General features: G+C 59.0%; 23 protein-coding genes and 1 pseudogene. 14 read left to right on the top strand and 10 right to left on the bottom strand.

Annotated elements, in window-relative coordinates:
* Positions 1–105 precede the first annotated feature (105 nt).
* The 3 genes from BUQ73_RS15675 to BUQ73_RS15685 all read right to left on the bottom strand — a co-directional run bounded on the left by BUQ73_RS15675 (position 106) and on the right by BUQ73_RS15685 (position 3,392).
* On the bottom strand, positions 106–960 hold the full coding sequence (locus BUQ73_RS15675; RefSeq protein ID WP_079228744.1) for an acyl-CoA thioesterase: 855 nt from the start codon (positions 958–960) through the stop codon (positions 106–108).
* A 126-nt stretch (positions 961–1,086) separates the two neighbouring features.
* Positions 1,087–1,863, bottom strand: coding sequence for an enoyl-CoA hydratase/isomerase family protein (locus tag BUQ73_RS15680; RefSeq protein WP_079228745.1), 777 nt, complete (start codon positions 1,861–1,863; stop codon positions 1,087–1,089).
* 8 nt (positions 1,864–1,871) lie between these two features.
* On the bottom strand, positions 1,872–3,392 hold the full coding sequence (locus BUQ73_RS15685; protein ID WP_079228746.1) for a class I adenylate-forming enzyme family protein: 1,521 nt from the start codon (positions 3,390–3,392) through the stop codon (positions 1,872–1,874).
* A gap of 266 nt (positions 3,393–3,658) precedes the next feature.
* On the opposite strand from BUQ73_RS15685, the gene BUQ73_RS15690 reads away from it, so the two are divergent.
* Both BUQ73_RS15690 and BUQ73_RS15695 read left to right on the top strand, forming a co-directional pair.
* The gene (locus tag BUQ73_RS15690) at positions 3,659–4,426 is read left to right on the top strand and encodes an SDR family NAD(P)-dependent oxidoreductase (RefSeq protein ID WP_079228747.1); all 768 of its coding nucleotides are present in this window, start codon (positions 3,659–3,661) and stop codon (positions 4,424–4,426) included.
* A 34-nt stretch (positions 4,427–4,460) separates the two neighbouring features.
* Positions 4,461–5,057, top strand: a complete 597-nt coding sequence (locus BUQ73_RS15695; protein ID WP_008089187.1) for a TetR/AcrR family transcriptional regulator — start codon at positions 4,461–4,463, stop codon at positions 5,055–5,057.
* Between the two features lie 46 nt (positions 5,058–5,103).
* Here BUQ73_RS15695 and BUQ73_RS15700 read toward each other — a convergent pair whose 3' ends face one another.
* Genes BUQ73_RS15700 through BUQ73_RS15710 form a run of 3 tightly spaced genes read right to left on the bottom strand, consistent with a single transcriptional unit; the run spans position 5,104 to position 7,858 of the window.
* Positions 5,104–6,051, bottom strand: coding sequence for a hydroxymethylglutaryl-CoA lyase (locus tag BUQ73_RS15700; protein ID WP_008089188.1), 948 nt, complete (start codon positions 6,049–6,051; stop codon positions 5,104–5,106).
* 4 nt (positions 6,052–6,055) lie between these two features.
* On the bottom strand, positions 6,056–6,457 hold the full coding sequence (locus BUQ73_RS15705; protein ID WP_008089190.1) for a cupin domain-containing protein: 402 nt from the start codon (positions 6,455–6,457) through the stop codon (positions 6,056–6,058).
* 12 nt (positions 6,458–6,469) lie between these two features.
* Entirely contained in the window at positions 6,470–7,858 is a 1,389-nt protein-coding gene (locus BUQ73_RS15710; RefSeq protein WP_079230572.1) for an acetyl-CoA carboxylase biotin carboxylase subunit, read from the bottom strand.
* 186 nt (positions 7,859–8,044) lie between these two features.
* Here BUQ73_RS15710 and BUQ73_RS15715 point away from each other — a divergent pair, with 186 nt between their 5' ends.
* From BUQ73_RS15715 to pncB, 9 genes and pseudogenes are all read left to right on the top strand, one after another.
* The gene (locus tag BUQ73_RS15715) at positions 8,045–8,821 is read left to right on the top strand and encodes an enoyl-CoA hydratase/isomerase family protein (RefSeq protein ID WP_008089194.1); all 777 of its coding nucleotides are present in this window, start codon (positions 8,045–8,047) and stop codon (positions 8,819–8,821) included.
* A complete protein-coding gene (locus BUQ73_RS15720) occupies positions 8,818–10,350 on the top strand; it encodes an acyl-CoA carboxylase subunit beta (protein ID WP_008089196.1) in 1,533 nt (510 codons plus the stop codon). Before BUQ73_RS15715 ends, BUQ73_RS15720 begins: the two co-directional genes overlap by 4 nt.
* Before the next feature lie 28 nt (positions 10,351–10,378).
* Complete coding sequence (locus tag BUQ73_RS15725) at positions 10,379–10,591, top strand: biotin/lipoyl-binding carrier protein (RefSeq protein WP_008089198.1); 213 nt, start codon at positions 10,379–10,381, stop codon at positions 10,589–10,591.
* Between the two features lie 18 nt (positions 10,592–10,609).
* Positions 10,610–11,455 (top strand): fumarylacetoacetate hydrolase family protein, encoded by an 846-nt coding sequence (locus tag BUQ73_RS15730; protein WP_079228748.1) that lies wholly within the window; start codon positions 10,610–10,612, stop codon positions 11,453–11,455.
* A gap of 72 nt (positions 11,456–11,527) precedes the next feature.
* A complete protein-coding gene (locus tag BUQ73_RS15735) occupies positions 11,528–12,877 on the top strand; it encodes an MFS transporter (protein ID WP_079228749.1) in 1,350 nt (449 codons plus the stop codon).
* 74 nt (positions 12,878–12,951) lie between these two features.
* Complete coding sequence (locus BUQ73_RS15740) at positions 12,952–14,106, top strand: acyl-CoA dehydrogenase family protein (RefSeq protein ID WP_079228750.1); 1,155 nt, start codon at positions 12,952–12,954, stop codon at positions 14,104–14,106.
* A gap of 195 nt (positions 14,107–14,301) precedes the next feature.
* Positions 14,302–15,654: an OprD family porin gene (locus BUQ73_RS15745; protein ID WP_079228751.1), complete on the top strand. Its 1,353-nt coding sequence runs from the start codon at positions 14,302–14,304 to the stop codon at positions 15,652–15,654.
* 186 nt (positions 15,655–15,840) lie between these two features.
* Positions 15,841–16,179: pseudogene (locus tag BUQ73_RS15750) on the top strand (isochorismatase family protein); the annotation flags it as partial.
* Complete coding sequence (pncB, locus tag BUQ73_RS15755) at positions 16,176–17,375, top strand: nicotinate phosphoribosyltransferase (protein WP_079228752.1); 1,200 nt, start codon at positions 16,176–16,178, stop codon at positions 17,373–17,375. The pseudogene BUQ73_RS15750 and the gene pncB, both read left to right, overlap by 4 nt.
* A 116-nt stretch (positions 17,376–17,491) precedes the next feature.
* Here pncB and BUQ73_RS15760 read toward each other — a convergent pair whose 3' ends face one another.
* The gene (locus BUQ73_RS15760; protein WP_079228753.1) at positions 17,492–18,370 is read right to left on the bottom strand and encodes a LysR family transcriptional regulator; all 879 of its coding nucleotides are present in this window, start codon (positions 18,368–18,370) and stop codon (positions 17,492–17,494) included.
* Positions 18,371–18,481: 111 nt separating this feature from the next.
* On the opposite strand from BUQ73_RS15760, the gene BUQ73_RS15765 reads away from it, so the two are divergent.
* Positions 18,482–19,543, top strand: coding sequence for a YeiH family protein (locus BUQ73_RS15765; protein ID WP_079228754.1), 1,062 nt, complete (start codon positions 18,482–18,484; stop codon positions 19,541–19,543).
* Between the two features lie 63 nt (positions 19,544–19,606).
* The gene (ppnN, locus tag BUQ73_RS15770) at positions 19,607–20,980 is read left to right on the top strand and encodes a nucleotide 5'-monophosphate nucleosidase PpnN (protein ID WP_079228755.1); all 1,374 of its coding nucleotides are present in this window, start codon (positions 19,607–19,609) and stop codon (positions 20,978–20,980) included.
* Positions 20,981–21,009: 29 nt separating this feature from the next.
* Here ppnN and BUQ73_RS15775 read toward each other — a convergent pair whose 3' ends face one another.
* Together BUQ73_RS15775 and pssA are read right to left on the bottom strand one after the other, a co-directional pair.
* Complete coding sequence (locus BUQ73_RS15775; RefSeq protein ID WP_237772708.1) at positions 21,010–22,155, bottom strand: GGDEF domain-containing protein; 1,146 nt, start codon at positions 22,153–22,155, stop codon at positions 21,010–21,012.
* A gap of 279 nt (positions 22,156–22,434) precedes the next feature.
* Positions 22,435–23,763, bottom strand: a complete 1,329-nt coding sequence (pssA, locus tag BUQ73_RS15780) for a CDP-diacylglycerol--serine O-phosphatidyltransferase (protein WP_079228757.1) — start codon at positions 23,761–23,763, stop codon at positions 22,435–22,437.
* 157 nt (positions 23,764–23,920) lie between these two features.
* Here pssA and BUQ73_RS15785 point away from each other — a divergent pair, with 157 nt between their 5' ends.
* The gene (locus tag BUQ73_RS15785) at positions 23,921–24,913 is read left to right on the top strand and encodes a GlxA family transcriptional regulator (RefSeq protein ID WP_079228758.1); all 993 of its coding nucleotides are present in this window, start codon (positions 23,921–23,923) and stop codon (positions 24,911–24,913) included.
* Between the two features lie 14 nt (positions 24,914–24,927).
* Here the strand turns inward: BUQ73_RS15785 and BUQ73_RS15790 are convergent, their stop codons facing one another.
* The gene (locus BUQ73_RS15790) at positions 24,928–26,262 is read right to left on the bottom strand and encodes an MFS transporter (RefSeq protein ID WP_079228759.1); all 1,335 of its coding nucleotides are present in this window, start codon (positions 26,260–26,262) and stop codon (positions 24,928–24,930) included.
* Positions 26,263–26,362 lie beyond the last annotated feature (100 nt).

Below are 26,362 nucleotides of genomic sequence, written 5' to 3' on the forward strand. Positions count from 1 at the left end.
CTTAAATGACATCCCGCAGATGCCAATTATTATTTTTGAAGTCAGAAGAGCTTTATTGGAATAAAAAAACAGCGCCCAAAATTGCTTGACCGCTGTTAGAAAAACCTAGAGTTTGCGAATAAGCCCCTCTTGTGCCACTGACGCGACTAATCGACCATGACGATCAAATATCGAGCCCCGTGCAAGGCCCCTTCCGGCACCACTCCACGGACTATCTGTGACATACAGGAGCCATTCGTCCACAGCGCAATGCGCATGGAACCAGATGGCGTGATCAAGGCTCGCTACCCGCATGTCTCGTTGCATATCCGATACACCATGGGGCAGCAGCGACGTGATCAGCAATGCAGTGTCACTGGCGTAACCCAAGAGACTGCGATGCACTTCCGCGTCTTGAGTATCGATTTTACCGAATCGGAACCAGAAGCTTTTATTTGGCGCATGCCTAATCGGGCTGCTGGGATCAATTGGCTCAACCGGGCGAATCTCAATGGCATCTGCCACCTCGTAACGAGACCGGATTTCAGCCATCAGATCAATGTCGCCCGCTAGTAGCTCAAGCTCTGTCGGTAATGTTTCCGGGGGCGGAACCACAGGGGCATCACGCTGATGATGCATCCCCTCCTCTACGACATGAAACGAGCCATCCCCCACGAAAATAACCTTGCCGTCTTGCCAGGCTGTCAGACGCCTGCGGCAGAAGCTTCGACCATCCTGGACAGTTTCAACTTCGTACATCACAGGCGCATTGGCACGCCCGGCACGAACAAAATAGCCGTGGAGAGAATGCAGTCGCTTATCCGCCAGCACGGTTCGCGTCATGGCCATTGAAGCCTGCCCCAAAACCTGCCCCCCAAAGAGCTGAGGTAACCTCAGGTCTTGACTCTCGCCTCTAAAAACATTGGCCTCCACCTCCGTCAACGCGAAAATGGCGGCTAATTTCTCTGCCGGTGTGCTCATCTACACTCGCCTCGCAAAGCGTGTGCATGAATAGCTTCGGTGGCTGGTTGCCCGCAAGACGACTGCCTCGCGAAAGCGCCCCATGCGCCTATCCGCTGTCCATGCAACGCAGCTTACAACCCGAACTCATTGCGCCTTATAAACGGGCTCACGCTTTTCTGTGAAAGCAGCAATGCCTTCCTTGAAATCTTCACTCAGAAGAATTCGGCGGAACGCTGTACGCTCCAATTCCAGCGCAGCGTCCAAACCGCAGTCAGCGCCGCGGCGGATCACCTGCAGAGACGCGCGAACAGCCAAGGGCCCATTTCTGATGATGCTGTGAGCAATCTCCAAGGCCCGAGCCAAGAGATTTTCCGAGGTGGTGAGCTCGCTGACCAGACCTTCTGCCAGTGCTCGCTCAGACGATATGGGCTCGCCAGTCAGCACCATCTGAGTTGCCAACGCACTAGGGATGACCCTCGACAAGCGAGTAACGCCGCCCGCACCAGCGATCACACCCCAGCGAGGCTCAGGTAGTGCGAACTTCGCATAGTCCACGCTAATGCGCAGGTCGCAGGCCAGGGCAATTTCAAGCCCTCCCGCATAAGCCAGACCGTTAATGGCAGCGATAATCGGTTTAGTCGTCGGCGAGCCTCGGTTGATACCGCAGAAATCGCCGTCATCGATTTCTTTCACCGCTCGTTCCCGCAGGTATGGCAGGAAAGTCCCTATGTCTGCACCTGAGCAGAATGCCTTGGCACCGGCGCCTGTGAGCACGACCACATGAATGTCGTCATCCTGGTTGATCCTTGCCCAGATCTCCCGGAAGGCTAAATGCGTGTTCAGATCGATGGCATTCATCGCCTGCGGACGATTGATAGTCACCAATGCCACGCGACCTTGTTTTTCAAATTCGATTGCCATGATGACCCTCAGCCCTGGGGCTCAAAACGTTGACGGAGCTCGCGCTTCAGAATTTTGCCGTTGTGATTGAACGGCATCTCCTCGTAAGCGATAAATTCGACACGCTTGGGCAACTGGTAACTGGCCAGGTGCTCACGGGCATGGGCGACAAGCTGTTCCGCGTTGCCGGAAGCCCCTTCATGCAGGACGATGATCGCGGTGACTTCCTCTCCCCAACGCTCATTGTTCAAACCGATTACTGCGACCTCGCGCACGTGATCATGCTTGGCGAGCACCGCTTCGACCTCCTGCGAGTAGACGTTCAACCCGCCGGTCTTGATCATGTCTTTCAAGCGATCGTAGAAGTACACGAAGCCGTTCGCGTCCATATGGGCGAGATCGCCCGTATGCAGCCAGCCGTTCTGATCAATCGCATCGGCGGTGGCGTCTGGACGATTGTGATAACCGAGCATGATCGTCGGCCCACGCAGTACAATTTCACCGATCTCACCCGGGGGTGCGACGTTACCTTGGTCATCGACAATCGCCACTTCCACGTTCTGGAACGCTCGGCCGATGGAGCCGCGGGCGCGATCGTAGTCTTCCTCTTTCAACACCGTGGCGATCGGGCCAGCCTCAGTAAGACCGTATTGATAGAAAATCTTCACACCGGGAATGCACGCCTTCATAGCGCTTCGGTCATTCGCGGTCAGAATGCCGCTGCCGACATACCACCGAGTCATCGAGCTGACATCCAACTCTCTCGCCAATGGATGAAGAACGAACTCGCGCGCTAGGGACGGTGGCATGAATGTGTTGGTGACACGCTCCCTATCAATGACGCGCAAGACATCCTCGGTCGCGTACTTCTCCAGCAGCGTCGCGGTAGCACCGAGGTAGAGGTGCGGTAGCAGCCAGCAGTTTAGGGCTGCGGAATGATGCAAAGGGGTGGCGATCAGCGTGTTGTCGCCCTCCTCCATATCGGTGTCGATGATCTCGTTCAGAGAGTTCCAGAAAAGGTTCGAGTGACTCAGCAGCACCCCTTTGGAACGACCGGTGGTACCACCTGTATAGAGAATCACGGCAGGATCATGCTCGCTGAGGGCATCAGTGGTAAGCGGCAGGATGCTCTCCTGGCCCTTGAAGGCATCCAACGACTCGAGCTGTACGACGGGCAGGGCCACAGACTCGAGCACCGAGCCAAAAGCCTCGACGTGCTGCTCGGACACGAACAAGATTTTCGAGCCACTGTCCTCGAGCATCATCAAGATCTGTTCAGGCGTCTCTCGGTAATTCAAGGGAACCGCTACTGCGCCGATCTTGACGACACCATAGAACGCCTCTACCCACTGACGGCTGGAGCTGGCAAGAAACGCCACCTTGTCACCATGGCCTACCCCTTTGGCAAGAAGTGCATGGCCAACCTGATTTGCACCGGTTTCAAACTCGGCATAGGTCGTGCGCCCCGCCTTGTCGATGAGGGCGACCTTGTCAGGGAAGCGCTTGGCGTTATGGGTGATGTGACCACCCAGCAACATACGGCTAGACATGAAAATTCCTCTTGTAATTGTTCTGAAGCCCCTAGCGCGCGAAGACCCACGTCGCATCCGAGCTGTCTGGACGCCCAGAATAACTAACCTGTGTTAGTTTGCAAGAGGGAAAGGCGCGGCTTTTTAGAACATAATCGCCTGTAACAGCACTGCCTCGCCCCGTAAAAAACCAGGCAAAACACGGCTAAATACCTTGTTTTTCGAGCGAAAGGCGCTAAAAATAACGAGCGTTAGTTTCCTATTCCAAAAACAACAGAGGATTCATCATGTTCGACCTGTCACTGCGCCTTGAAGAAGCAATCGTGTTGATCACAGGAGGTGGGCGAGGAAATGGCGCGTCCCTGGCCCATGGCTTTGCAGCTGCGGGTGCTACCGTGATCGTAACCGATATCGATCTGCAAACTGCCTCAGCGACCGCCAAAACCATATCCGACAATGGTGGTAAGGCTCATGCCTTCCCCTTGGACATATGCGACGAGGCAGCCTGCCGCAGTCTGGCAGACCATGTTCACCGCGAAATCGGCAATATCACGGCGCTCATCAACAATGCAGGGCTACTGTTCCGCGCACCATTTGCCAGCGACAAGAGCCCCGAGCAGTGGCGTCGAACCCTTGCTGTAAACGTTACGGGCATGTTCAACACTACTCACGCATTTCTGCCTCATTTGAAAGCAACGAAAGGCTCCATTCTCAACATCGGCTCCATCCACAGCTTCACCTCCGGCCTAGCCTCCCTGTCGAGTTACGTGACCTCCAAGGGCGCTGTCTTGCAATTCACCAAAGCACTGGCATCCGAGCTCGCCGCTGACGGAATCCGCGTGAATGGGCTAGCACCTGGCTCTTTCCCGACAGCGATGTCAGAAGAGACCCGTCAAGATTCGAGCAAGCTTCAAGCTTTCCTCAGCCACGTCCCGATGGGACGCACTGGGGAGCCACATGAATTGGTTGGGCCGGCAGTGTTCTTGACCTCGCACCTGGCAAGCTATATTACTGGCGCGATGGTTCCTGTGGATGGTGGTTATCTGACCCGCTGAGCCGCCCTCCCTTCCTGATAGAGACATTTACCTGATGCGACCCGTAGGCGCGAAACGAGAAGTCACCGAATTAGCCATCCACACAGCCGGCGTGGACTTGATTGCCACCTATGGCTACGAGGCGATGACGCTTAGGGCACTTGCAGAGCAGGTGGGTATCAAGGCTGCCTCGCTCTACAACTACTTCAGCAACAAGCAAGAGTTCCTGGCCACCGTCCTCAAGGCCGTGATGCGCGACCTGCTGATGGAGTTCACCGAGAAGGTGGATCTTCAGCCCACTACGTACCAGCGTTTTGAAGCCATGGTAGGCGTGCATCTGCATTTTCATACCGCGCGCCGCAAAGAGGTTTTCATCGGTAACATGGAGCTTCGCAGCCTCGATGAGGACAATTACCGGATGGTGACCCGCCTTCGCTCCGAGTACGAGCGACGGGTTCGTCAGATCATCGAGGACGGGGTGCAAGAGGGTATTTTCAATGTATCGGACTGTAACCTGACGACCAAAGCCCTGATCTCCATGCTGACCGGTATTTGTACCTGGTATCAGCCTGGCGGAAAACTCGGGCTTGAAGAGCTCGCGCGACAGCATATCGAGCTGTCGCTAAGGATGGTCGGATTCAAGTCCACCTGAAGTAAAAAACCCACCTGCGATGGTGGGTTTTTTGAACCTGGAAGGTTTAAGTCTTCTTGTACCGATTCAGGCTACCGCCGTGCATCACCTTACCCGGCAGCTGCCGACCAAAAATGTCTTCGGCAAGGTGGGCGACTTTGATTAGCGCGTCAAGATCGACACCGGTCTCAATCCCCATCTCCTCACACATGAACACCAAGTCTTCAGTGCAGATATTTCCGGCAGCGCCACGGTGGCCCGCGAATGGACAGCCGCCCAACCCTGCACAAGAGCTATCGAACTTCGCCACCCCTAATTTGAGCGCAGCATAGACGTTAGCAAGCCCGGTACCACGGGTATCGTGGAGGTGGAGGGCCAGCGGAAGATCAGGCCATTTTTCACGCACCGCGCCGATGGTTTTTTCCATCATCAGCGGATTAGCCCAACCCACGGTATCAGCCAAGTAGACGCCTTTCAGCTGCACGTCGGCTTCATTAGCAAGATCCAGCACCTCGCCAACCATCCGCACGACTTGCGGAATCGGCATATACCCCTCGTAGTTACACCCGAACGCTGTCATGACGTAGCCCCACTCTACCGGGACGTCGTGCTCGGCATACGACTTCAACCAAGCGCGCTGCTCATCCAGCGTTTGCTGAATGTTCTTGTTGGTGTTGTTTACGGAGAAGCTCTCCGACGCAGTAACCCGAATGGCACCGATGATATCGAGCTGAGACTTGTAAGCACGCTCTAGTCCTTGTTGGTTCAACCACAGACCGGTATAGCGCACACCCGGCTTCTTGCGGATGGCGGCAGCCAACTCATCGGCGTCCGCCATCCCAGGAACACGTTTGGGGTTCACGAACGAAACGCAATCGATCTGCTTCAGCCCGGTTTCCGCGAGCGCTTCGATCAGCTCAGCCTTGCGGTTAAGCGCGATGGGAGTCGCCTCGATCTGAAAACCTTCACGAGGCCCTTCTTCATTGATCCAAATTTTCTTGGGGAGGTCACTCATTTTGCTACTCCAGATTCTGGCCTGCGTGTTCGCCTTCCAGGAACTTGTTCGGGCGAAGGAAGAAAGAAAGCACCAGCGCGCCATTCGGCGAGCGGGCCAGGTGCCGGTTACCGCGCGGGCGCCATACAAAATCACCGGCGACCACCTCACCTTCGTCGTCGACGATGCTGCCCTCAAGCACGTAGGTCTGTTCAACCTCGACATGCTCATGCAGAGGCAGGCGTGTACCAGGCGCCCAGCGGAAAAGTGCCGTAAGCAGGCCGCTTTCTTTGTCCTGCAGCAGGATTTTCATGTCGATCCCGGGTGTTGGGGTGGGCTTCCAAGGGAGCGAATCAACATTGATGTAGCGCGAGGCGAGCTCTGACAGACCTTCGATACCTGGCACGTTTGGGGTGGTAACAGCCATGGCTATCTCCTATTAAACTGTCTGTTCAGCAGCGACAGCGAAGAGGCTCTCGCTGTGCTCATCGATGAAGCGGGTGTGCACTTTCGCCTCCAGATACGCAGGCTCAGCCAGTACGCGAAGCAGGAAGTGGCGATTCGTCTTGAGACCGGAAATTTTGAGTTCGGTCAGCGCTTTTTCCAGGCGAGTAATCGCCTGCGCACGATCCTTACCGTGAGCAATGATCTTCATGATCATCGGGTCGTAGAAAGGAGTGATTCGATCTCCCGCAACAAAACCACCATCGATCCGCACACCCTCCACCTGCGGCACCTCCAGCGTTTCGATGAGGCCAGGCGCAGGCATGAACTTCTTCTCCGGCGACTCAGCATAAAGCCGCGCCTCAATGGCATGTCCATTGCGCTGAATCGACTGCTGCGTCAGCTCGGAGGCAACGTCCTCGCCCAGCGCATGGCGAATCTGCGCTTCAACCAAGTCGACGCCGGTCACCGCTTCGGTAACAGGATGCTCTACCTGAATACGCGTATTCATCTCCAGGAAGAAATAGGATTTCGATTTCTCGTCATATAGGAATTCGACTGTGCCGGCGCCATCGTAACGGCACAGCTTGGCCAGATTCACAGCTGCATCAGCCATGTGCGCCAGAACCTCGGCTGGCACATTGGGCGCAGGGGACTCCTCCAATACTTTCTGATAGCGGCGCTGGATCGAGCAATCGCGCTCGTAAAGGTGTACCGCCTCACCATTGCCGAACCCGAATATCTGCACTTCGATGTGGCGCGCACTCTCAATCAGCTTTTCCAGGAACACAGTGCCGTCACCGAATGCACGCTCTGCCATCCGTTGGGTAGCAGCCACAGCCTCCACAAGGTCAGCTGGCGAATGCACAGGCTTCAAGCCGATTCCCCCTCCCCCGGCGGAAGCTTTCACCAACAGCGGATATCCCACAACTCGCGCCGCATTAACCAGTGCTTCGGGATCTTCTGCAGTCACGTTTTCAGCAGCTGGCTGAACTGGGACACCCGCCTTGATAGCGAGGTGACGAGAGCGCTGCTTGTCGCCCATAGCCCTAATTACTTCGGCGGTTGGGCCAATGAAGGTTATGCCGGCAGCGGCACAAGCGTCGGAGAAGTCGGTGTTCTCGGAGAGAAACCCGTAGCCCGGGTGAACCAGCGTCACCCCGTTTTCTTTAGCTACCCGCAGCACCTTCTCCGCATCTAGATAGCTTTCCGCCGCTTTGGACGGGCCAATCAGAAAAGCCTCATCAGCAGCCTTCACATGCTGAGAGTCAGCATCTGCCTCGGAGTACACCGCAACGGTAGGAATTCCGAGAGCCTTGGCGGAGCGAATCACACGGCAGGCAATCTCGCCGCGATTCGCGATCAGTAGTTTTTGTTCTGTCACGATCATCTCCTAAAACTAACAGTTGTAAGTCACTCGCCGCACCGCACCCACTCCGCCTACAGGCCCCAATGCACAGGCACATTGGTTAGAGATCGGAAAAAATGCAACCAGGCTTGTGCTGGAAACAAAGCCTAGCTATATTCTCGAAAACTAACAACGGTTAGTAAAACAAAAAAGGAGAATCCCTTGAGCACAACGCAGCTTCTGGTCGAGCGCCAAGGCCCCCGCGCTACCATCATCTTGAGCAACCCTGCCAAGCGAAATGCGATCGCCACCGCCACTGCCAGCGCGCTGGTCGACACCTTGCTGAAGCTGGATGGCGAACAGGACATCCGAGTCATTGTGATCACAGGCGAAGGCGACTGCTTTTCCTCCGGCGGTGACCTCGACGAGTTCCTTTCGACTGTCGACGCAGGTGGTACTCAGCTGTGGGAAACAGGCGAGCCATGGCAACGTCTGTTTAGCGTGATTCCCACCCTGAGCAAGCCCGTGATCGCTCGCGTGGTTGGCCCGGCAATGGCCGGGGCGTGCGGGCTGGTAGCCGCGTGCGACTTCGCTTACTGCACCGAGGGCGCCAAGTTCGGCTCGCCTGAAGTGAAGATCGGCCTCTTCCCTCTATTCATTCTTCCGGCGCTTCTGAGCCGCCTGGGAGATCGTCATGCGCTGGATCTCGCGCTTACCGGCCGCACCATCGATGCGCAGGAGGCCTACCGCATGGGGCTCGTAAATCAAGTCGCTTCGGCTGATGAGATAGACGTCCTGGTAGACCAGCTCGTGAAAAGTTTCACGCACCTGGAGCCCGCAACTGTCCGCCGCGGCAAGCACGCATTTAACAAGATCTCATCCGTTGGCCTGATGGAAGGCTTGGAGCTGGCCCGCGGCATGCGCCCAGCCTTCATGTGCTCAGAAGAGCTGCGCCGCGGTATTGAGAAATTTTTTGCCAAAAAAGAGGTGAAGGCATGAGCGGTTACGAGAATGTGAAAGAACTGCAACGTCGCGTCGAAATCGCACGCGCTGGTGGTTCCGACAAAGCCAAAGAAAAACATCAAGCTCAGGGCAAGATCCTGGTTCGCGATCGCCTCAACATGCTCTTCGACAATGGCGAATACCTTGAAGACGGCCTGCTGGTTGGTGCCTCCCGCGGCATGCCAGGTGACGCTGTGGTCACTGCGATCGGCAAGATCAATGGCCAGGAAGTCGCGGTCATTGCAAACGACATGACGGTCAAAGCCGGCACCTGGGGTTATCACACCTTCCGCAAAATCGTGCGCATGCAAGAAATTGCCGTCGACGCCAAAATGCCCATCATCTACCTGGTGGACAGCGCCGGAGCACGCATCGATAGCCAGTTCGACTGCTACCTGGGCCGTATCGCCTGGGGCAATATTTTCTACACCCAAGTACAGATTTCGGGCGTGGTACCACAAGTCTGTGTGATGTTTGGCCCCTCGCCTGCAGGCTCCGCATATGTGCCGGCGCTGTGCGACCTAGTCATCATGGTCGACAAGCAAGCTACCGCTTACCTTGGCTCGCCACGCCTGGCTGAAGCGGCCATCGGTGAAAAGGTAACCGAGGAGCAGATGGGCGGCGCACGCATGCACTGTGCCATGAGTGGCCTGGGTGACTACCTCGCGCAGAACGAAGAAGAAGCGCTCAAAGCCGCCGCGGATTACCTGCGTTTCTTCCCGAGCCATAACAGCCAGCTACCGCCGCTGCGGGAACCAAAACTGCCCGGTTCGAAGCGCTCGATCACCGAAATTGTTCCACCCGACCAAAACCGTCCTTTTGACGTGAAAGAGCTGGTCGAATCGCTCGTGGACGAAGGCTCGATCTTCGAAGTAAAAGCCCTGTTTGCCAAAGAGATCTACACCGCATTTGCTTACCTGGGCGGCCGACCAGTAGGGATCATCGCGAACAACTCGAAGAACAAAGGCGGTGTGCTGTTTAACGACAGCGCCGACAAAGCAACCCGCTTTATCTGGGCTTGCAACGCATTCAACGTTCCGCTGCTTTTCCTGCAGGACATCAGCGGCTACATGATTGGCAGCGCTGTAGAAAAGGCCGGCATCATCCGCCATGGCGCCAAACTGCTGCATGCAGTCTGCGAGGCAAAAGTCCCACGCATTTCCGTCATGGTTCGTAAGGGTTATGGCGGCGGTTACCTCGGCATGTCCGGCGGCCCAACCATGCCTGATGCTCAGTTGGCACTGCCAGGCGCCATGCCTGCCCTCATGGGCCCAGAGGCTGCAATCAACGCTATTCACTACAACGAGATCCAGGCACTGGAGGGCGAGGCGCGCGCGGCATTCATCGATGAGAAGCAGAAGGCGTACGCCAAAGACATCAACGCCTTTGATCCCGCTGACCAATTCTCCTTCGAGGCAGTTATCGATCCCGATGACCTGCGTGATGAGCTGATCAAGCGCTTCGCCCTTTACAGCCGCCGTGAAATTCCACGGATCGATCGCCGCAACGGCATCTATCCGGTTTAACCCCAGACAATTAGAAAGGATTTAGCTGATGAGCGAAATCAAAGCTCCTATGGCCGGCAACATCTGGAAGATCAACGTCCAGGTCGGTCAAGAGGTCAACTTCGGCGACGAGGTCATCATCATGGAGTCCATGAAGATGGAGATTCCAGTTGAGGCCGATGATTCCGGCGTCGTTAAAGAAATCAAGGTCGCGGAGAACGATACCGTCGATGACGGTAACGTCCTCATCATCCTTGGATAATCCTGAGAGATCCTGTCCATGAAAATTGCCTCCTTCATCCATGACGGGCGCAGTTCGTACGGTGTCGTCGGTGACGACACTGTCTCGGACGCCGGCGCAGTGCTCGGTCATCGCTACGCCGATTTACGATCCTTGCTGAACTCCGGCGAGGGCCTGGCCGAACTCGCCTCTTTGCGTGACGCCCCGGCCTTGAACGTACAGCAGGTTCAATGGCTGCCGGTTATCCCAAACCCGGACAAGGTTTTGTGCGTCGGCCTGAACTACCTCAAGCACATCATTGAAACCGGGCGGGAGGTGCCAAAGCACCCCACCCTCTTCACTCGATTTGCGAGCGCCCAGGTGGGCCACGATCAGCCCCTGATTCTGCCCAAGGCTTCCACCGCCTTCGACTTTGAGGGCGAACTGGCCATCGTGATTGGCAAGGCCGGTCGGCACATTTCCAAGGCTAACGCTTTGGAGCACATCGCTGGTTACAGCCTGTTCAATGATGGCTCTATCCGCGACTGGCAAAAACACACCCTGCAGTTCACCGCAGGGAAGAATTTTGTTGGTAGCGGAAGCTTCGGCCCTTGGCTCGTCACCACGGACGAGATCGCCGATATCAACAGCCTTACCCTGGAAACCCGCCTTAACGGCACGGTGGTTCAGCGTGAAGGGCTCGATGACCTGCTGTTCAAGATTCCGGATCTGATCGAGTACATCTCGACCTTCACTGAGCTGCTGCCTGGCGATGTGATTGCAACTGGAACCCCCGGCGGCGTAGGCGCGTTCAGAACCCCGCCGCTCTGGATGAAACCCGGTGATGTTGTTGAAGTGGAAGTGGAGGGAATCGGAACACTCAAAAATACCGTCAATGCCGAGTAAAACCTAAATGGTGAAAGGCGTCCACGCGCGCCTTTCATTCGAAGTCCGCACAATAACAACACTGGACTCACCATGAAATCGACGATTGATGCTTCTACCTGGAGCCATCCAGGGTCATCCGCTATCAACCGAATGCTGTTCAAAAAGATAGCCCTGCGTGTCATTCCCCTCATTTTTGTGGCCTACATCTTCGCTTTCCTAGACCGAGTCAACATCGGCTATGCAAAACTACAAATGCTTCCCGATCTGGGTCTGACAGAAGGCCAGTATGGCTTCGCAGCCGGAATTTTCTTCATCGGTTACGCCCTGTTTGAGATCCCAAGCAACCTGCTACTCGACAAGATCGGTGCACGCAAGACTATGACCAGGATCATGGTGCTATGGGGACTGGCGTCAGCCGCCACTATGTTCGTCACCACGGCCCAGCAACTGTATATCCTGCGCCTGCTCCTAGGCATTTTCGAGGCCGGCTTCTTCCCAGGTGTCATCCTCTACTTGAGCTACTGGTTCCCGAGCTACATGCGAGGACGCGTTACCGGTACGCTGCTACTCGCCACCCTTGTTGCTCCGATTCTGGGCGGCCCTATCTCGGGCTTGATCATGGAATCCATGAACGGCGTTTCAGGTTTGGCGGGATGGCGGTGGTTGTTCTTGCTCGAGGCCGTGCCGATCATCTTCATCGGGATCGCTTGCTTCTTGCTGCTCTGCGACAAGCCAGAACAAGCCCAATGGCTTAGCACTGATGAGAAGGCACTGCATCAGGAGTTGATGGCTCGGGATAGAGCAACGCTGGATCCCGAGAAAGTGAATCCGCACAGCGGCGAGGCCATCTTCAGCGCGTTGACTGACCCCAAGGTGTACGTCCTGGCGTTCCTGTATTTCAGTTCCGCACTAGGCACCTACGCGTTCAATTTCTGGCTACCCACCATGATCCAGAAGCTGGGTGTATCCAGCATCACTCAAATTTCGCTGTACGCCATGATCCCGTTCACTTGCGCAGCCCTGGGCATGATCCTCATCGGCCGGAGCTCCGACCTACGCAGAGAACGTCGGATGCATTACTGCATTAGCATTCTCTTTGGGGCGGCCATGCTATCGCTGTCCACCCTATCTACCTCACTTCCTTTATCTCTAGCCTTGCTAGGTGGAGCGGCGTTCGGCTTCAGTGGGGCAATCATCGTTTGTTGGGCAATCCCAGCTACTTACCTCAAGGGCAAAAGCGCACCGGCCGGGATCGCTTTGGTCAGCTCGCTCGGTTCTCTGTGTGGCTTTGCTGCGCCATCGATCATCGGCCTGGCGCGCGATCTTACCGGGAAGGATCACGCCGGCATGTATGCCATCAGCCTGATCATGGTGGCGGCAGCGCTGGGCATGCTCACACTGATGCCTAAACATGCGCTCGCGGTTGGGAAGCCTGACTGAAACTGCCGCTCCAGATGCCGGATTGGCATTCAATCCCGGCACCCGAACGATGAATAAGACCCAAGGAGAAGAGGATGTTTTTAAACCTGTCCGAAGAGGAGCAGCTGTTTTGCCATTCAGTAGAGGGCACCATCAAGCGAGTGGCCCCCGTCGCGCAAGTGCAAAAGCTCGATAACGCCAAACAATTCGATTTCGAGCTTCACAGAGCGTTATCTGAGCTGGGTGTTTGGGGGGTGGGTACCGATGAAGAGTATGGCGGTACCGGCGGAACACCAAAGCTGCAGGTATTGATGCTAGAGGCGCTGGGACGAATGGCCACGTCCATGGCCGTTTTCGGTGTTGTGCAGTTCATGGCTACACGTCTGCTTCGCCAGTACGGCACCCCGCAACAGCAAGACAAGTACCTGGCTAAGCTTTGCGCCGGCGAGATCAAAGCATCGTTCTGTCTGACGGAAGAAAGTGGTGGTACCGACATTCTACAAACGATGCGGACGAAGGCTAAGCGTGTAGACGAAGGATGGCGTCTGACAGGCGGCAAGTATTGGATCAGCGGCGCTATTCACGCCGACCTGCTCATCGTGCTGGCCCGCACGAGCGATCACCGCTCCCGCGGGGTTACCATGTTTTTGGTCGAAAAAACAGCCCCAGGTGTATCGGCCACCGAGATCAACACCTTTGCAATCAACAGCTACGATACCTGTTCTGTAGCTTTCGACGACGTGAGTCTCGCCGAAACAGCCGTACTCGGCGAAGTCGACCAAGGTTTCATCCAGGTGTTGAACACACTCAATTCAGAACGTCTGAACGCGGCGGCAGTGGCCACAGGCATCGGACGCGGCGCACAACAACTCGCCGTCGAGTATGCCAAGGATCGCAAAGCATTCGGTCGTCCAATCGGACAGTTCCAATCGCTGCAGCATCGACTTGTGCATACGGGGATCGCGCTCGAGCAGGCTTGGCTGACCACTCAGATGGCAGCAATCGCTGAAGAACAGGGTCACGCGAATATCGAAGTCCCTAGCGCCATTGCCAAGCTCGCCGCGAGCAAAGCGGCGAATGATGCTGTGCGGGTCGGTATGGAAGCGATGGGCGGCGCCGGTTTCGACCTCGAGTACCCGATGCAGCGGTATTACCGCGATATCCGCCTCTATTCTTTCGCGCCCCTTACCGACGACATGTTGGCAAACCTCCTTGGGGAACGCTGGCTCGAATTGCCACGTTCATTCTAAGCCACTACCGAGGCTGACAGTGACCGTCAGGCGGCGTGCAGTAATGAGAAGGCAGGTTTGCATATTCGCTCTTGCTTGCTCATTACTTAGCAATTTCAAAATAACTAGAGCCTAACAACACTTTTACAGCTCAGCTTTTCCAGAAAAAGACAACGCGTTACCTATCCAAACAAAAACAATAAGGAAGGTACAATCATGCCTCGCCAAAGTGCAATGGTATTGGGCACCGTCTGCGTGATTGCATTGCAAGCAACCGCGGCTGCGGGCTCTTTCGTCGAAGACTCGAAGCTGAAAATCATCAACAAAAATTTCTTCTTCCACCGTGATTTCCGCAATGGCAGCTCCAGCGCAACTGGCACTAATGCCTTCAAGCCGGCCAGTGAAAGAAACGGCTATGCGCAGGAATGGGCTCAAGGATTTCTGCTGGACTACCAGTCGGGCTACACACCGGGCCTCTTAGGATTGGGAGTCGATGCCAGTGCAGGACTGGGCTTGAAACTGGATGGCGGCGGAGGCACTGCCGGGCTGCGCTTGGTACCCATCGATAGCGATGGGAAACCAGGTGATGTGTACTCAAGGATTGGGGGAGCCTTAAAGCTCCGCGCATCAAAAAGTACCTTAAAATATGGTGAGCAGATGCCTATGACGCCAGTTCTGGCAGTCAATACGGTGCGCCTGTTTCCAAGCGCAGCCACTGGACTACAACTCAACGTCAATGAATTCGAAGATTTTGCCTTTGAGGCAGGGCATTACACTAAACAGACAGGTGTTGATTCTTCCAACAGCGGCGACAAACTCACAACTGACTATGCGCTTCGCAGAGGTGATACGGCGATCACCTACGATTCTGCGAGTTTCGTTGGTGGCCGCTACCAGAACGGCAGCTTGTCATTTGCGCTTTATGCAGGGCAGCTTGAAGATGCTTGGCACCAATACTACGCCAACACGAAATACACCTTTACAATCGATCCAGGAAGGCGCCTTGGATTCGACTTTAACATCTACCGCACTTTGGATTATGGGCGTAGCCTTGCCGGCCCTATCAACAATACGTCATGGTCACTTTCAACCGCATACACTACCGGGGCGCATACTTTTTCCTTGACTCATCAGCAAATTAACGGAGACGAACCTCTGGACTGGATCGCCTTCGGCACCATGGGTGGAACCATTACAATCGGGAATGCCGTTCAATATGCTACCTTCACTGAAGCAAATGAACGCTCCTGGCAGCTGCGCTATGACTATGACTTCGCAGCACAAGGAATACCGGGACTGTCGTTTATGGCAAGGTACGTCAGGGGGGACAATATGGACAATTCTCATAGCAATAACCCCTACTATACCGCTCGGCACATATACGACACTGATAAAGACAATAAGCACTGGGAGCGAAACTTCGACATCCGTTATGTGATTCAGTCTGGCCCTGCTAAAGATATGTCCTTCCGACTCAGGCAGTCGACTCATCGCGCAACCAGCGGTTATCGCTACCTCGACATCGACGAGATTAGGATCATTACAGAGTTTCCCATTAACGTCTTTTAAAGAATGGGCGCAAAGGCGCCCATCCTCTGCTTCACCCGTGATCACTCTGACGAGTATCCTAGATATTCAGGCCCCGCTCGGCGTCGCACAGGGGGCGAGGCCTTACTGATCAAGGGCTTCAAGGTAGAATGGGATGGCCAGGGGTCGTTGACAAAAAATCGAGGGTTTTGGTGCATTCCACAAAACGTCCGGAAAGGTGTCGAACCCGACCTGCACCCCTACGGTGCCTGTTATCACGACCTGGCCGAACGCCGCTCCACGGGGGTCATCGAATACCTCAAGGTGCAGGAAGTGGGCGCAGTGATCGTCGGCGGCCTGGCCCTGGATTACTGCGTCAAGACCACTGCCCGGCAATTGCGCCAGGCAGGTTTCAAGGTGCTGCCGTACCTGCCAGCCTGTCGCGCCCTCACCCAGGAAGGCGCCATCAGCGCCTGCGGTGCGCTGGCCGCCGAAGGCGTGATCCTGTGCGGCGATGAAGCGGCACTCGACCACCAGCTCTCTCTGATCAAGGAAGACCGCCCATGAGCGAAAGCGTTTTCGGCCCACGGATCATCCAGAACCTGCTGGATACCGACTTCTACAAGATCACCATGATGCAGGCGGTGCTGCACAACTACCCCAACGCCGAGGTGGAATGGGAGTTTCGCTGCCGCAACGGCGAAGACCTCTCGCCTTACCTGGCGCAGATCCGCTATCAGATAGAGCAGTTGGCCGAGGTCACCGTCACCCACGACCAGTTGGCCTATCTGGAAAAGATCCCGTTCCTCAAGCCGGACTTCATCCGTTTTCTCAGCCTGTTCCGCTTCAACCTGCGCTATGTGCAGGTCGGCCTGGAGGCTGCCGGGCAGCTGGCGATTCGCGTGCGCGGGCCGTGGCTGCACGTGATCCTCTACGAAATCCCATTGCTGGCGATCATCAGCGAGGTGCGTAACCGCAACCGCTACGGTGATGTGGTGATCGAACAGGTGGGCGAGCGCCTTTACCAGAAGCTCGACTGGCTCAAGGCCGAGGCCAGTGCCGAGGAACTGGCAGGCTTCCAGCTGGCCGACTTTGGCACGCGGCGGCGCTTTTCCTACCGGGTGCAGGAAGAAGTGGTGCACATCCTCAAGCACGACTTCCCCGGCCGCTTCGTCGGCACCAGCAACGTGCACCTGGCCCGCGAGTATGAACTCAAGCCGCTCGGCACCATGGCACACGAATGGTTCATGGCGCACCAGCAACTCGGCCCGCGCCTGGTCGACAGCCAGGCTGCCGCACTGGAAGGCTGGGTGCGCGAGTACCGTGGGTTGCTGGGCATCGCCTTGACCGACTGCATCACCATGGATGCCTTCATGGGCGACTTCGACCTGTACTTCGCCAAGCTGTTCGATGGCCTGCGCCACGACTCCGGGGACCCACTGGTGTGGGCGGAAAAGGCCATCGCCCACTACGAACGGCTAGGGATCGACCCCAAGGGCAAGACGCTGATCTTCTCCGACGGGCTGGACTTCGCCAAGGCGCTGGGCCTGTATCGGGCCTTGCATGAACGGATCAACGTGAGCTTTGGCATCGGTACCCGGCTGACCTGCGACATCCCGGGGGTGGAGCCGATGAACATCGTGATCAAGATGACCGACTGCAATGGCGCGCCGGTGGCGAAGATCTCCGACAGCCCAGGCAAGACCCAGTGCCGGGACGAGAACTTCGTGGCTTACCTGAAGCATGTGTTCAAGGTGAATTGACCCGGCCTGGGCAGGCCAACTTGCATGGCAAACCAGGCCACGTAGGCCAAGGCCAACATCCAGTAGCCACAGGCGCTTGCCCCCCCTGCTGCCACTGCTCCTGGCAACAGGACGGGCTATTCCTGCCCCACGCACAGCTCCATGAACCGTGCTGCCGCCCGCGATGGCGTGGCGGCATGGGGCAAGAGGATGGAAAACCGCCGCACCAACGGCTCCGGCGCAATCCTCAGCTGCCGCAACACGCCATCCTCATGGCGGATCGACATGGCCGAGACAAAGCCAATCCCCATCCCGGCCCGCACCGCCTCCTTCACCCCTTCCACCCCGGCGATTTCCAGCGCCACGCGCATGGCCACACCCTCACGGGCAAACGCCCGCTCGACGATCTGGCGCACTCCCGAGCCGCTTTCCCGCAGTACCAGCGGAAAGGCACCCAGCGACGCCAATGTCTGCTCATTGTCGCCAGCCAGCGGATGACCACTGGGCACGATCGCCACGATCTCGTCTTCCCGCCACGCCGTGACGCCCGTGCCCAGCGGCAGCTCCTGCCCGGGCGGCCCCTCGATCAAAGCGATATCGACACTGCCCAGCGCCGCGACGATTTCCGCCGTATTGCCGTGGGAGGTGGTCACCAGCACGTCTGGAAAACGCGCATGGAAATCGGCGATCAGGTACGGCAGCAGATAGCTGGCCGGTGTGGTGCTGGCACCGATGCGCAAAGTGCCGCGTTCCAGCCCGCGCATGGCCTCACACAGTGCCTGGGCCTGGCGAAAGGTATCGCGCAGGCGCTGGGCATGGGCCAGCAGTTGCTCGCCGGCAGCGGTCAGGCGCACGCCACGGCCGGCACGCTGGTACAGGGGCTCGCCGAAGTCTTCCTGCAACAATTTCAGCTGGCCGGACACCGCCGGCTGCGACAGATGCAGGGCCTGGGCCGCATGGCTGATGTTGCTGTGCTCGGCTACGGTGGCGAAGGTTATCAGTTGTTCTGGGGTCATTTACTGAAAGTATCAGCAATACGGATATTTGCCATCCTAAATTACGATTTTTTATAAGCTTATAACCAGATTAACGTAGACCATGTCGAAACACTTTCCCGGAGGACTCACATGGCCACGGCAACTTCCAACCCCGCGTTGGCGCCCACCCTCTCCACCCGAGGGCGGCTCAATGGCATCCTGTTCGTCGCACTGTTCGCACTTGCCGTCACTCAGCTGGCGGCCCTGCCCGCCATCGCCAGCCTGGGCATCAGCCCGCTGATCGTCGGCATCGTCGCCGGTGCCCTGTACGGCAACGCCCTGCGCGATGGCGTGCCGGCCAGTTGGGCAGCCGGCATCAATTTCTCGGCCCGCGGGCTGCTGCGCATCGCCGTGGCCTTCTTCGGCCTGCGTGTCAGCCTGCAGGAAATCGCCGAAGTCGGCTGGTCCGGGTTGACCGTGTCGCTGCTGGTGGTCACCAGCACCCTGCTGATCGGCCTGTGGTGCGGCACCAGACTGTTCAAGCTGGACCGCGACACTGCCTTGCTTACCGCGGCCGGCAGTGCGATCTGCGGCGCCGCCGCCGTGCTGGCATTCGAATCGGCACTGCGCAGCGCCCCGCACAAGAGCGCCATGGCGGTGGGCAGCGTGGTGCTGTTTGGTACCTTGTCGATGTTCCTCTACCCGCTGGCGATCAACGCCGGCTGGCTGCACCTGGACACAATGGGGGCCGGCCTGTTCCTGGGCGGCACCATTCACGAAGTGGCCCAGGTGGTAGGCGCGGCCAGCAACGTCAGCCCCGAAGCCACGCACATCGCCACCATCGTCAAGATGACCCGGGTGATGCTGCTGGTGCCGGTGCTGCTGGTGGTAGGCCTGTGGATCAGCCGTTCGCGCCAGCCAGGCCAGGCACAAGGCAACGGCCGCATCGCCATGCCCTGGTTCGCCTTCGGCTTCCTTGCCCTGGTGCTGGTGAACTCGCTGCAGGTGCTGCCGGGCAGCGTGACCCAGGCGGTCAACAGCCTGGACACCTTCGCCCTGACCATGGCCATGACCGCGCTGGGCATGGAGACCCGCTGGAGCCAGATCCGTCAGGCCGGGCCCAAGGCGCTGATCACGGGTGCGGTCCTCAACCTGTGGCTGGTCGCTGGCGGCCTGGCGATCACCCTGGGCGTGCAACGCCTTTTAGGTTGACGCGCATTGAACGGTATGGTGTTGTCTTGCAAGGATGTTTTTACCTGCACAGGAACGACTTAGATGCCTCAACGCCATGTCATCAATGCATCCGTCAGCCCCAAAGGCAGCCTGGAGACGCTGTCGCAACGTGAAGTCCAGCAACTGAGTGAAGTCGGTACCGGTAGCCTCTACACCTTGTTCCGCCAGTGCGCCCTGGCCATTCTCAATACCGGCGCCCATGTCGACAACGCCAAGACCATTCTCGAGGCGTACAAGGACTTCGAAGTCCGCATCCACCAGCAAGACCGCGGCGTGCGCCTGGAGCTGTTGAACGCTCCAGCCGACGCGTTCGTCGACGGCGAAATGATCGCCAGCACCCGCGAGATGCTGTTCAGCGCGCTGCGCGACATCGTCTACACCGAAAGCGAGCTGGCCAGCCAGCGCATCGACCTGGAAAGCTCCCAGGGCATCACCGACTACGTCTTCCACTTGCTGCGCAACGCCCGCACCCTGCGCCCCGGCGTGGAGCCGAAGATGGTGGTGTGCTGGGGCGGCCACTCGATCAGCAGCGAGGAGTACCAGTACACCAAGAAGGTCGGCCATGAGCTGGGCCTGCGCAAGCTGGACGTCTGTACCGGCTGCGGCCCGGGCGTGATGAAGGGCCCGATGAAGGGCGCGACCATCGCCCATGCCAAGCAGCGCATGCACGGCAGCCGCTACCTGGGCCTGACAGAGCCGGGCATCATCGCCGCCGAGGCGCCGAACCCGATCGTCAACGAGCTGGTGATCCTGCCGGACATCGAGAAGCGCCTGGAAGCCTTCGTCCGTGTCGGCCACGGCATCATCATCTTCCCCGGCGGCGCCGGTACCGCCGAGGAATTCCTCTACCTGCTTGGCATCCTCATGCACCCGGACAACCAGGCCCTGCCCTTCCCGGTGGTGCTGACCGGGCCGCGCAGCGCCGAACCCTTCCTGCAACAGCTGCATGCCTTTGTCGGCGCGACCCTTGGCGAGGCCGCGCAGCGCCACTACCAGATCATCATCGATGACCCGGCCGAAGTGGCCCGGCAGATGGTCGAGGGGCTCAAGGAGGTCAAGCAGTTCCGCCGCGAGCGCAACGACGCCTTCCACTTCAACTGGCTGCTGAAGATCGCCGAGGGCTTCCAGCACCCGTTCGACCCGACCCACGCCAACATGGCCGAGCTGGCATTGCGCCGTGACTTGCCGCCCCACGAACTGGCGGCCAACCTGCGCCGGGCGTTTTCCGGGATCGTGGCGGGGAACGTGAAGGACAAGGGCATTCGCCTGATCGAGGAACACGGGCCGTATCAGATCCGTGGCGATGCGGCGGTGCTGGAGCCGTTGGGGCGCCTGTTGCAGGCGTTTGTCGACCAGCACCGGATGAAGTTGCCGGGTGGTGCGGCCTATGTGCCTTGCTACCAAGTAGTGACCTGAGACCGCAGGGGCCGCAAAGCGGCCCCCTGCTATTTCGAAGAACTGACCAAGGTCCGATCCACCAGGCGAATACTGTCACGCCCGCCGCGCTTGGACTGGTACAACGCCACGTCCCCCTGCTCGATCAACGCCGCCAGGCTGGCCGGTGGCTGGTCGAACAGGTTGGCACCGATACTCAGGGTCACCGCCTGCGGGGTAGGCACCGCCTCCCTGGCATACAGCTGGAACTGCTCGCGCAGCTGGCTGCCCAGTTCCACCACCTTCTCGCTGCTGGCATCGCTGAGCAGTATCACGAACTCATCGCCACCCAGCCGCGCTGCCAACGACCGCTCCGGCAGTACCGCACGAATCATCTCGCTCAAGGCAATCAACAGCCGGTCACCCGCTACATGCCCATGCAGGTCGTTGACCAGCTTGAAGTTGTCGATATCGATCAGCAGCAACGCCCCGGGCTGCTTCGGGCTGACCGCCTTGAACAGGTGCGTGGCGCGCACCTCCAGCGCCCGACGGTTGTACAGTGCCGTCAGCGGATCGCGTGCGGCCAGCCGGGCGATGCGCTCTTCACGGCGGTAACGCACGGTACCGGTCATCGACAACGCGATCAGCATGATCGCCATCGCCCCTTCGACCAGGGAAATCTGGATGATCAGGCCGCCAAAGGTCGCCAGGTCGATCAGCGCGCCCGGCGTCACCGCCACGATCGCCTTGGCCACATAGAACAGGCCATGGATCAGCAGCACGTAACGCAACTGCACCGCCCCCACGCTCAGCGACTTGCCATGGGGGCGCAGCAGCAAGCTGGCCTTGAGCGTGAGCAACGCCACCAGCAGCGAGTTGACCATCAGCATCACTTTCGACCACTGCGGCCCCACCGGCAGCAGCAGCAAGCCGAACCATACCAGCACGATCAGCAGCCACGCCCGCGACAGCCGGGCCTGGGTGAAACGTACAACCCCCATCAGGAAGAACGCGTGGGCGACCACCAGCAAGCCGTTGGCGAACCAGATACCGATCAGCAGCAGGCCTATGCCGCGCAGCAGGGCCAGGGTCGAACCGACCGTGATGGTGGCGAAACCGGCGCTCCAGAACAGCAGCGAAGGTTCGCGGACACTGCGCCACTCGATCGCCAGGTACAGCGCCGCCGCAGCGGCCAGGGCGATGGTGATCGTCAGCATCGTGGGTGGATCAAGCGCCATATACGGATTGGCCTTTCTGGTTAACGTGGAAAAGGGCTGATTGTATGCGCTTGAGATGACTTTTCAGAGGGGCGAACCGTCGCGCTGCATTCAAATGAATGCACCCATGCAGACACGACATGATCCGTGGTCTTCCTCCCGCCATCATGCCCATGGCGTTGCCCAGGTAGATGATAGCCTGTGCCAGGTGAGCGGGATTGGCCTCGGGCCTGCACAGCACACCTGCACTGGCCCCGTGAAAAGGCCGGGCAGGCGACCTCAGAGTACCCGTTTGATCAATGGCTCCAGCCGGCTGTAGCGCAGGCGGCGCAGGAATTTGCGCACTTCCTTGGGGTGCTCGGCCTTCTCGCCCAGTTCATCCGCCGTGCCGATTTGCGGCGCATGCCGGCGAATACTGTCCAGCTCCACCGCCCGCGGCACCAGCCACTGCCCTTGCGGGTCATCGATCAGCAGCCCGTTTTCCAGGTCCAGGTTGAACCCGCGCGGGTTGAGGTTGTTGCCGGTCAGCAACGAATAACGCTGATCCACCCACACGCCCTTGGCGTGGAAGGTATGCCCCGGGTCGTTCCAGATCCGTATCTGCAACTGGCCACTGGCAATGGCGGCGTGGCGCCGCCGGGCAAAGGCGCGCAAGTTATCCTCGTACAGGTACGGCAAGGCGCCGCTGGCACTGAACGGCTCGCCCGGGGCGATATAGAAATCGTTGGCGGTGCGGTGGCCGACGATCAGCTCGATGCGTACGCCACGGTCCAGGGCATGGTCGATCTCGCGCATCACCACCCGTGGCGGGTTGAAGTACGGCGTGCTGATGATGATCTGCGCACGTGCCGCAGCCAGTAGCGCGCACAATGCACGGTTGAGCGGGTTGCCACGGCCGACGCCAAGCAGCGGGATCACCCGCAGCCCCTGCCCCGGCATGGCGGCGGGTACCTCATAGGCCATGCGCCGCAAGCGCGCGCGCAAGCGCCGGATATCGCCGCGCAGGCTACGGGTAGCGGGTGGCGCGGGCAGGTCCAGGCGCGGCGTGGCGGTGTGGTGCAACAGGCGCCGGACCAGGTCGACCATGGCATCGGCCAGTGCCGGCGACTGGAACAGGTGGTAACGGTCCAGCCGGTAACGGTCGAACCGGTGCAGGTAGACGTTGTTCAGGCTGGCGCCGGTATAGATCACGCAATCGTCGATCACGCTGCCTTTCAGGTGCAGCACGCCAAACAGCTCGCGGGTCTGCACCGGCACGCCATGGATCACCACGTCGAGCCCGCGCAACTGGCGCTGGGCCTGGTACCAGGCGGCGTTGCCCGGCTGGCGCCCGGCCCCCAGCAGGCCACGGCGGGCGCGGAACCAGTCGACCACGATGACGATTTCCAGGCTCGGCCGCTCGGCCTTGGCCTGGTACAGGGCATCGAGCACTTCCTGGCCAGCTTCGTCCTCCTGCAGGTACAAGGCGACGATGACGATACGCCGAGTCGCCGTGGCGATGCGTTCGACCAGGCAGGTGCGGTAAGCCGCGGCATCGGGCAACACCTGGATCGCCTCAGGGGCAATGGCGACGCCTGGCAGCGCCGCCAGCATGGATTCGGGGTTCACGTACGATCACCTTCTCTCTGCAATCAGGACCATTCCTGGCCGTTGCGCTCGGGGTGTAAGATCAGCCCGGCAACGACCTATAACAACAAGAAACGCGCGAGGCCTGTTTTCCCACTGCCCCTGACGACTACGCCTCAGCTTGCACAGGAAGATCGCAATGGTCCACCCCGCTACTCCCAGCGTAACGCCCCCGACCAGAACCTTCGGATTTCTGGTGTTGCCCAACTTCACGACGATTGGCCTGGCGTCGGCAGTGGAAACCCTGCGCATGGCCAACCTGGCAGCGCGCCTCCCCTTGTACCGTACCGTGCTGATTGCCGCCAGCCCGGAGCCGGTGGTAGCCAGCAATGGTATGCGCGTGCTGCCCGATCACAGCATCGCAGATGCCCCGGCGCTGGATGCCCTGTTCGTGGTCGGCGCCAACCCGATCGACCGCAGCCGCAGTGGCACCCGGGCACTGATCGACTGGCTGCGCCAGCTGGCCCGCCAACGCCTGCCGCTGGGCGGGATCTGCACCGGCAGCTACCTGCTGGCCAAGGCCGAACTGCTCGATGGCTACCGCTGCACCATCCACTGGGAAGACCTGCAGGCCCTGCAGGAGCATTTCCCCGACATCATCATCTCAAGCCAGCTGTTCGAGCTGGACCGCGACCGTTTCACCTGTTCCGGTGGGGTGGCGGCCATGGACATGATGCTGCAGCTGGTCGCCCGTCAGGCTGGCGGCCAGGGCATCGCCGCCAAGGCCGCCGAGCTGTTGCTGTGCGACCGTGTGCGGGGGGAACGCGAGCGCCAGCGTGTGCCGTTGCGAACCTTGCTCGGCAGTGCCCAGCCCAAGCTGAGCCAGGTAGTGGCGATCATGGAGGCAAACCTGGAGGAACCGCTGGCGCTGGAGGAGTTGGCAAGCCTCAACGAAGTGACCGTGCGCCAGCTGGAGCGCTTGTTCCATAAATACCTGCAGCGCACCCCCAGCCAGTATTACCTGGAGCTACGCCTGTCACGGGCAAGGGAACTGCTGTTGCGCAGTGACGTACAGGTGCGCGAGGTGGCACTGGCCTGCGGGTTCAGCTCACCGGCACATTTTTCCAAAAGCTACAGCCGTTTCTTTGGCCTGTCACCGCTGGGCGAGCGGCGGCAGGCTTCGTTGCACTGACCGGCTTTACCGCCTCAATCCTTCAAGGCCGAATGTGCTGTCTCGCGGCACATCAACATCGCCAGCAAGGCCACCAGCGCCGCCGCCAGCAGGTAACCGGCCGGCGCCAGCTTGCTGCCGGTGGCCTGGATCAGCCATGTGGCAATGAACGGCGCGGTGCCGCCAAACAGCGCATTGGCCAGGTTGAAGCTCAAGGCAAAGCCACTGAAGCGCACAGAGGTCGGGAAGATTTCGGCGAGCAGGCACGGCAAGGTGCCGTCGTTCATGGCCAGCATTGCACCGAAAAAGATCTGGATTGCCAGGATCACCAGCAGCGGCTGGCCATCCAGCAGCTTGAACAGCGGCACGGTGAGGCCGAGAAAGAGCAACGAAGCCACCACCAGCATGGCCTTGCGGCCGAACTGGTCGGACAACCGCCCCATCAGGAAGATCAGGCCGATGTAGGTGGCCAGTGACACCGTCGAGGCGATGAACGAGTCGCGCTCGCTCATGCCCATTTCGCTGGACAGGTAGGTCGGCATGTAACTGAGCAACAGGTAGAACGCCACAGCATTGAGGCAGGTGACACCGATGCCGATGGCCAGGCTGCGACGGTGGTTGGCCAGCAGCTCGCGGATCGGTGCAGGGGTCATGCAGGCCTTGCGTTCCAGGCGCTGCTCCATTTCCAGAAACTTCGGCGAATCCTGCAAGTTCATGCGGATGTACCGGCCCACCAGGCCGAACGGCGCAGCCAGCAGAAACGGCAGGCGCCAGCCCCAGCTTTGCAGCTCTTCGTTGCTCAACAGCTCATGCAGCACCGCGACGAACGCCGCACCAAACAGCAACCCCGCAGCCGTGCTGGCCGGCACGATGCTGGTGTACAGCCCGCGCCGGCCTGGCGGCGCGTATTCGGCAAGAAATGCCGCCGCCCCGGCATATTCCCCCGAGGCGGAAAAGCCCTGTACCAGGCGGATCAGCAGCAACAGGCAGGGCGCCCAAAAGCCGATTTGTGCATAGCCCGGCAGCAGGCCGATGCAGAATGTCGAAAGCGACATGATCAGGATTGACCACGACAAGGCATTGCGCCGCCCATGGCGGTCACCGAAATGGCCCCAGACCACGCCACCCAGCGGGCGCACCAGAAATGACAGGGCAAATACCGCGAAGGTTGCCAGCAGGCCGCTGGTCTTGTCAGTTTGCGGGAAGAACGTGGCGGCAATGATGGTGGCGAGGTAACCGTAGGCAGCGTAGTCGAACCATTCGACGAAGTTGCCCATGAAACTGGCACGTGCGGCCTTGCGCAGGGCTTGGCGTTCGGCACCGGGGGCGGCGCCGTCGAGGGTGGGAGCATTGAAGGTGGTGCTGGACATGACGAATACCCTCTGATTCTTCTAATTGGCGGCAGGGTCTGGTGGTCATACAGTGGTTTTTTGTTGTCCGGGCCGGCCTCTTCGCGGCTAAAGCCGCTCC

This window comes from Pseudomonas putida, from assembly GCF_002025705.1.
GTDB lineage: Bacteria > Pseudomonadota > Gammaproteobacteria > Pseudomonadales > Pseudomonadaceae > Aquipseudomonas > Aquipseudomonas putida_J.

Coding starts and splice junctions, on each gene's coding strand:
- BUQ73_RS15675 (WP_079228744.1), bottom strand. CDS start 960: ATGAGCACACCGGCAGAGAAATTAGCCGCCATTTTCGCGTTGACGGAG.
- BUQ73_RS15680 (WP_079228745.1), bottom strand. CDS start 1,863: ATGGCAATCGAATTTGAAAAACAAGGTCGCGTGGCATTGGTGACTATC.
- BUQ73_RS15685 (WP_079228746.1), bottom strand. CDS start 3,392: ATGTCTAGCCGTATGTTGCTGGGTGGTCACATCACCCATAACGCCAAG.
- BUQ73_RS15690 (WP_079228747.1), top strand. CDS start 3,659: ATGTTCGACCTGTCACTGCGCCTTGAAGAAGCAATCGTGTTGATCACA.
- BUQ73_RS15695 (WP_008089187.1), top strand. CDS start 4,461: ATGCGACCCGTAGGCGCGAAACGAGAAGTCACCGAATTAGCCATCCAC.
- BUQ73_RS15700 (WP_008089188.1), bottom strand. CDS start 6,051: ATGAGTGACCTCCCCAAGAAAATTTGGATCAATGAAGAAGGGCCTCGT.
- BUQ73_RS15705 (WP_008089190.1), bottom strand. CDS start 6,457: ATGGCTGTTACCACCCCAAACGTGCCAGGTATCGAAGGTCTGTCAGAG.
- BUQ73_RS15720 (WP_008089196.1), top strand. CDS start 8,818: ATGAGCGGTTACGAGAATGTGAAAGAACTGCAACGTCGCGTCGAAATC.
- BUQ73_RS15725 (WP_008089198.1), top strand. CDS start 10,379: ATGAGCGAAATCAAAGCTCCTATGGCCGGCAACATCTGGAAGATCAAC.
- BUQ73_RS15730 (WP_079228748.1), top strand. CDS start 10,610: ATGAAAATTGCCTCCTTCATCCATGACGGGCGCAGTTCGTACGGTGTC.
- BUQ73_RS15735 (WP_079228749.1), top strand. CDS start 11,528: ATGAAATCGACGATTGATGCTTCTACCTGGAGCCATCCAGGGTCATCC.
- BUQ73_RS15740 (WP_079228750.1), top strand. CDS start 12,952: ATGTTTTTAAACCTGTCCGAAGAGGAGCAGCTGTTTTGCCATTCAGTA.
- BUQ73_RS15745 (WP_079228751.1), top strand. CDS start 14,302: ATGCCTCGCCAAAGTGCAATGGTATTGGGCACCGTCTGCGTGATTGCA.
- pncB (WP_079228752.1), top strand. CDS start 16,176: ATGAGCGAAAGCGTTTTCGGCCCACGGATCATCCAGAACCTGCTGGAT.
- BUQ73_RS15760 (WP_079228753.1), bottom strand. CDS start 18,370: ATGACCCCAGAACAACTGATAACCTTCGCCACCGTAGCCGAGCACAGC.
- BUQ73_RS15765 (WP_079228754.1), top strand. CDS start 18,482: ATGGCCACGGCAACTTCCAACCCCGCGTTGGCGCCCACCCTCTCCACC.
- ppnN (WP_079228755.1), top strand. CDS start 19,607: ATGCCTCAACGCCATGTCATCAATGCATCCGTCAGCCCCAAAGGCAGC.
- BUQ73_RS15775 (WP_237772708.1), bottom strand. CDS start 22,155: ATGCTGACGATCACCATCGCCCTGGCCGCTGCGGCGGCGCTGTACCTG.
- BUQ73_RS15785 (WP_079228758.1), top strand. CDS start 23,921: ATGGTCCACCCCGCTACTCCCAGCGTAACGCCCCCGACCAGAACCTTC.
- BUQ73_RS15790 (WP_079228759.1), bottom strand. CDS start 26,262: ATGTCCAGCACCACCTTCAATGCTCCCACCCTCGACGGCGCCGCCCCC.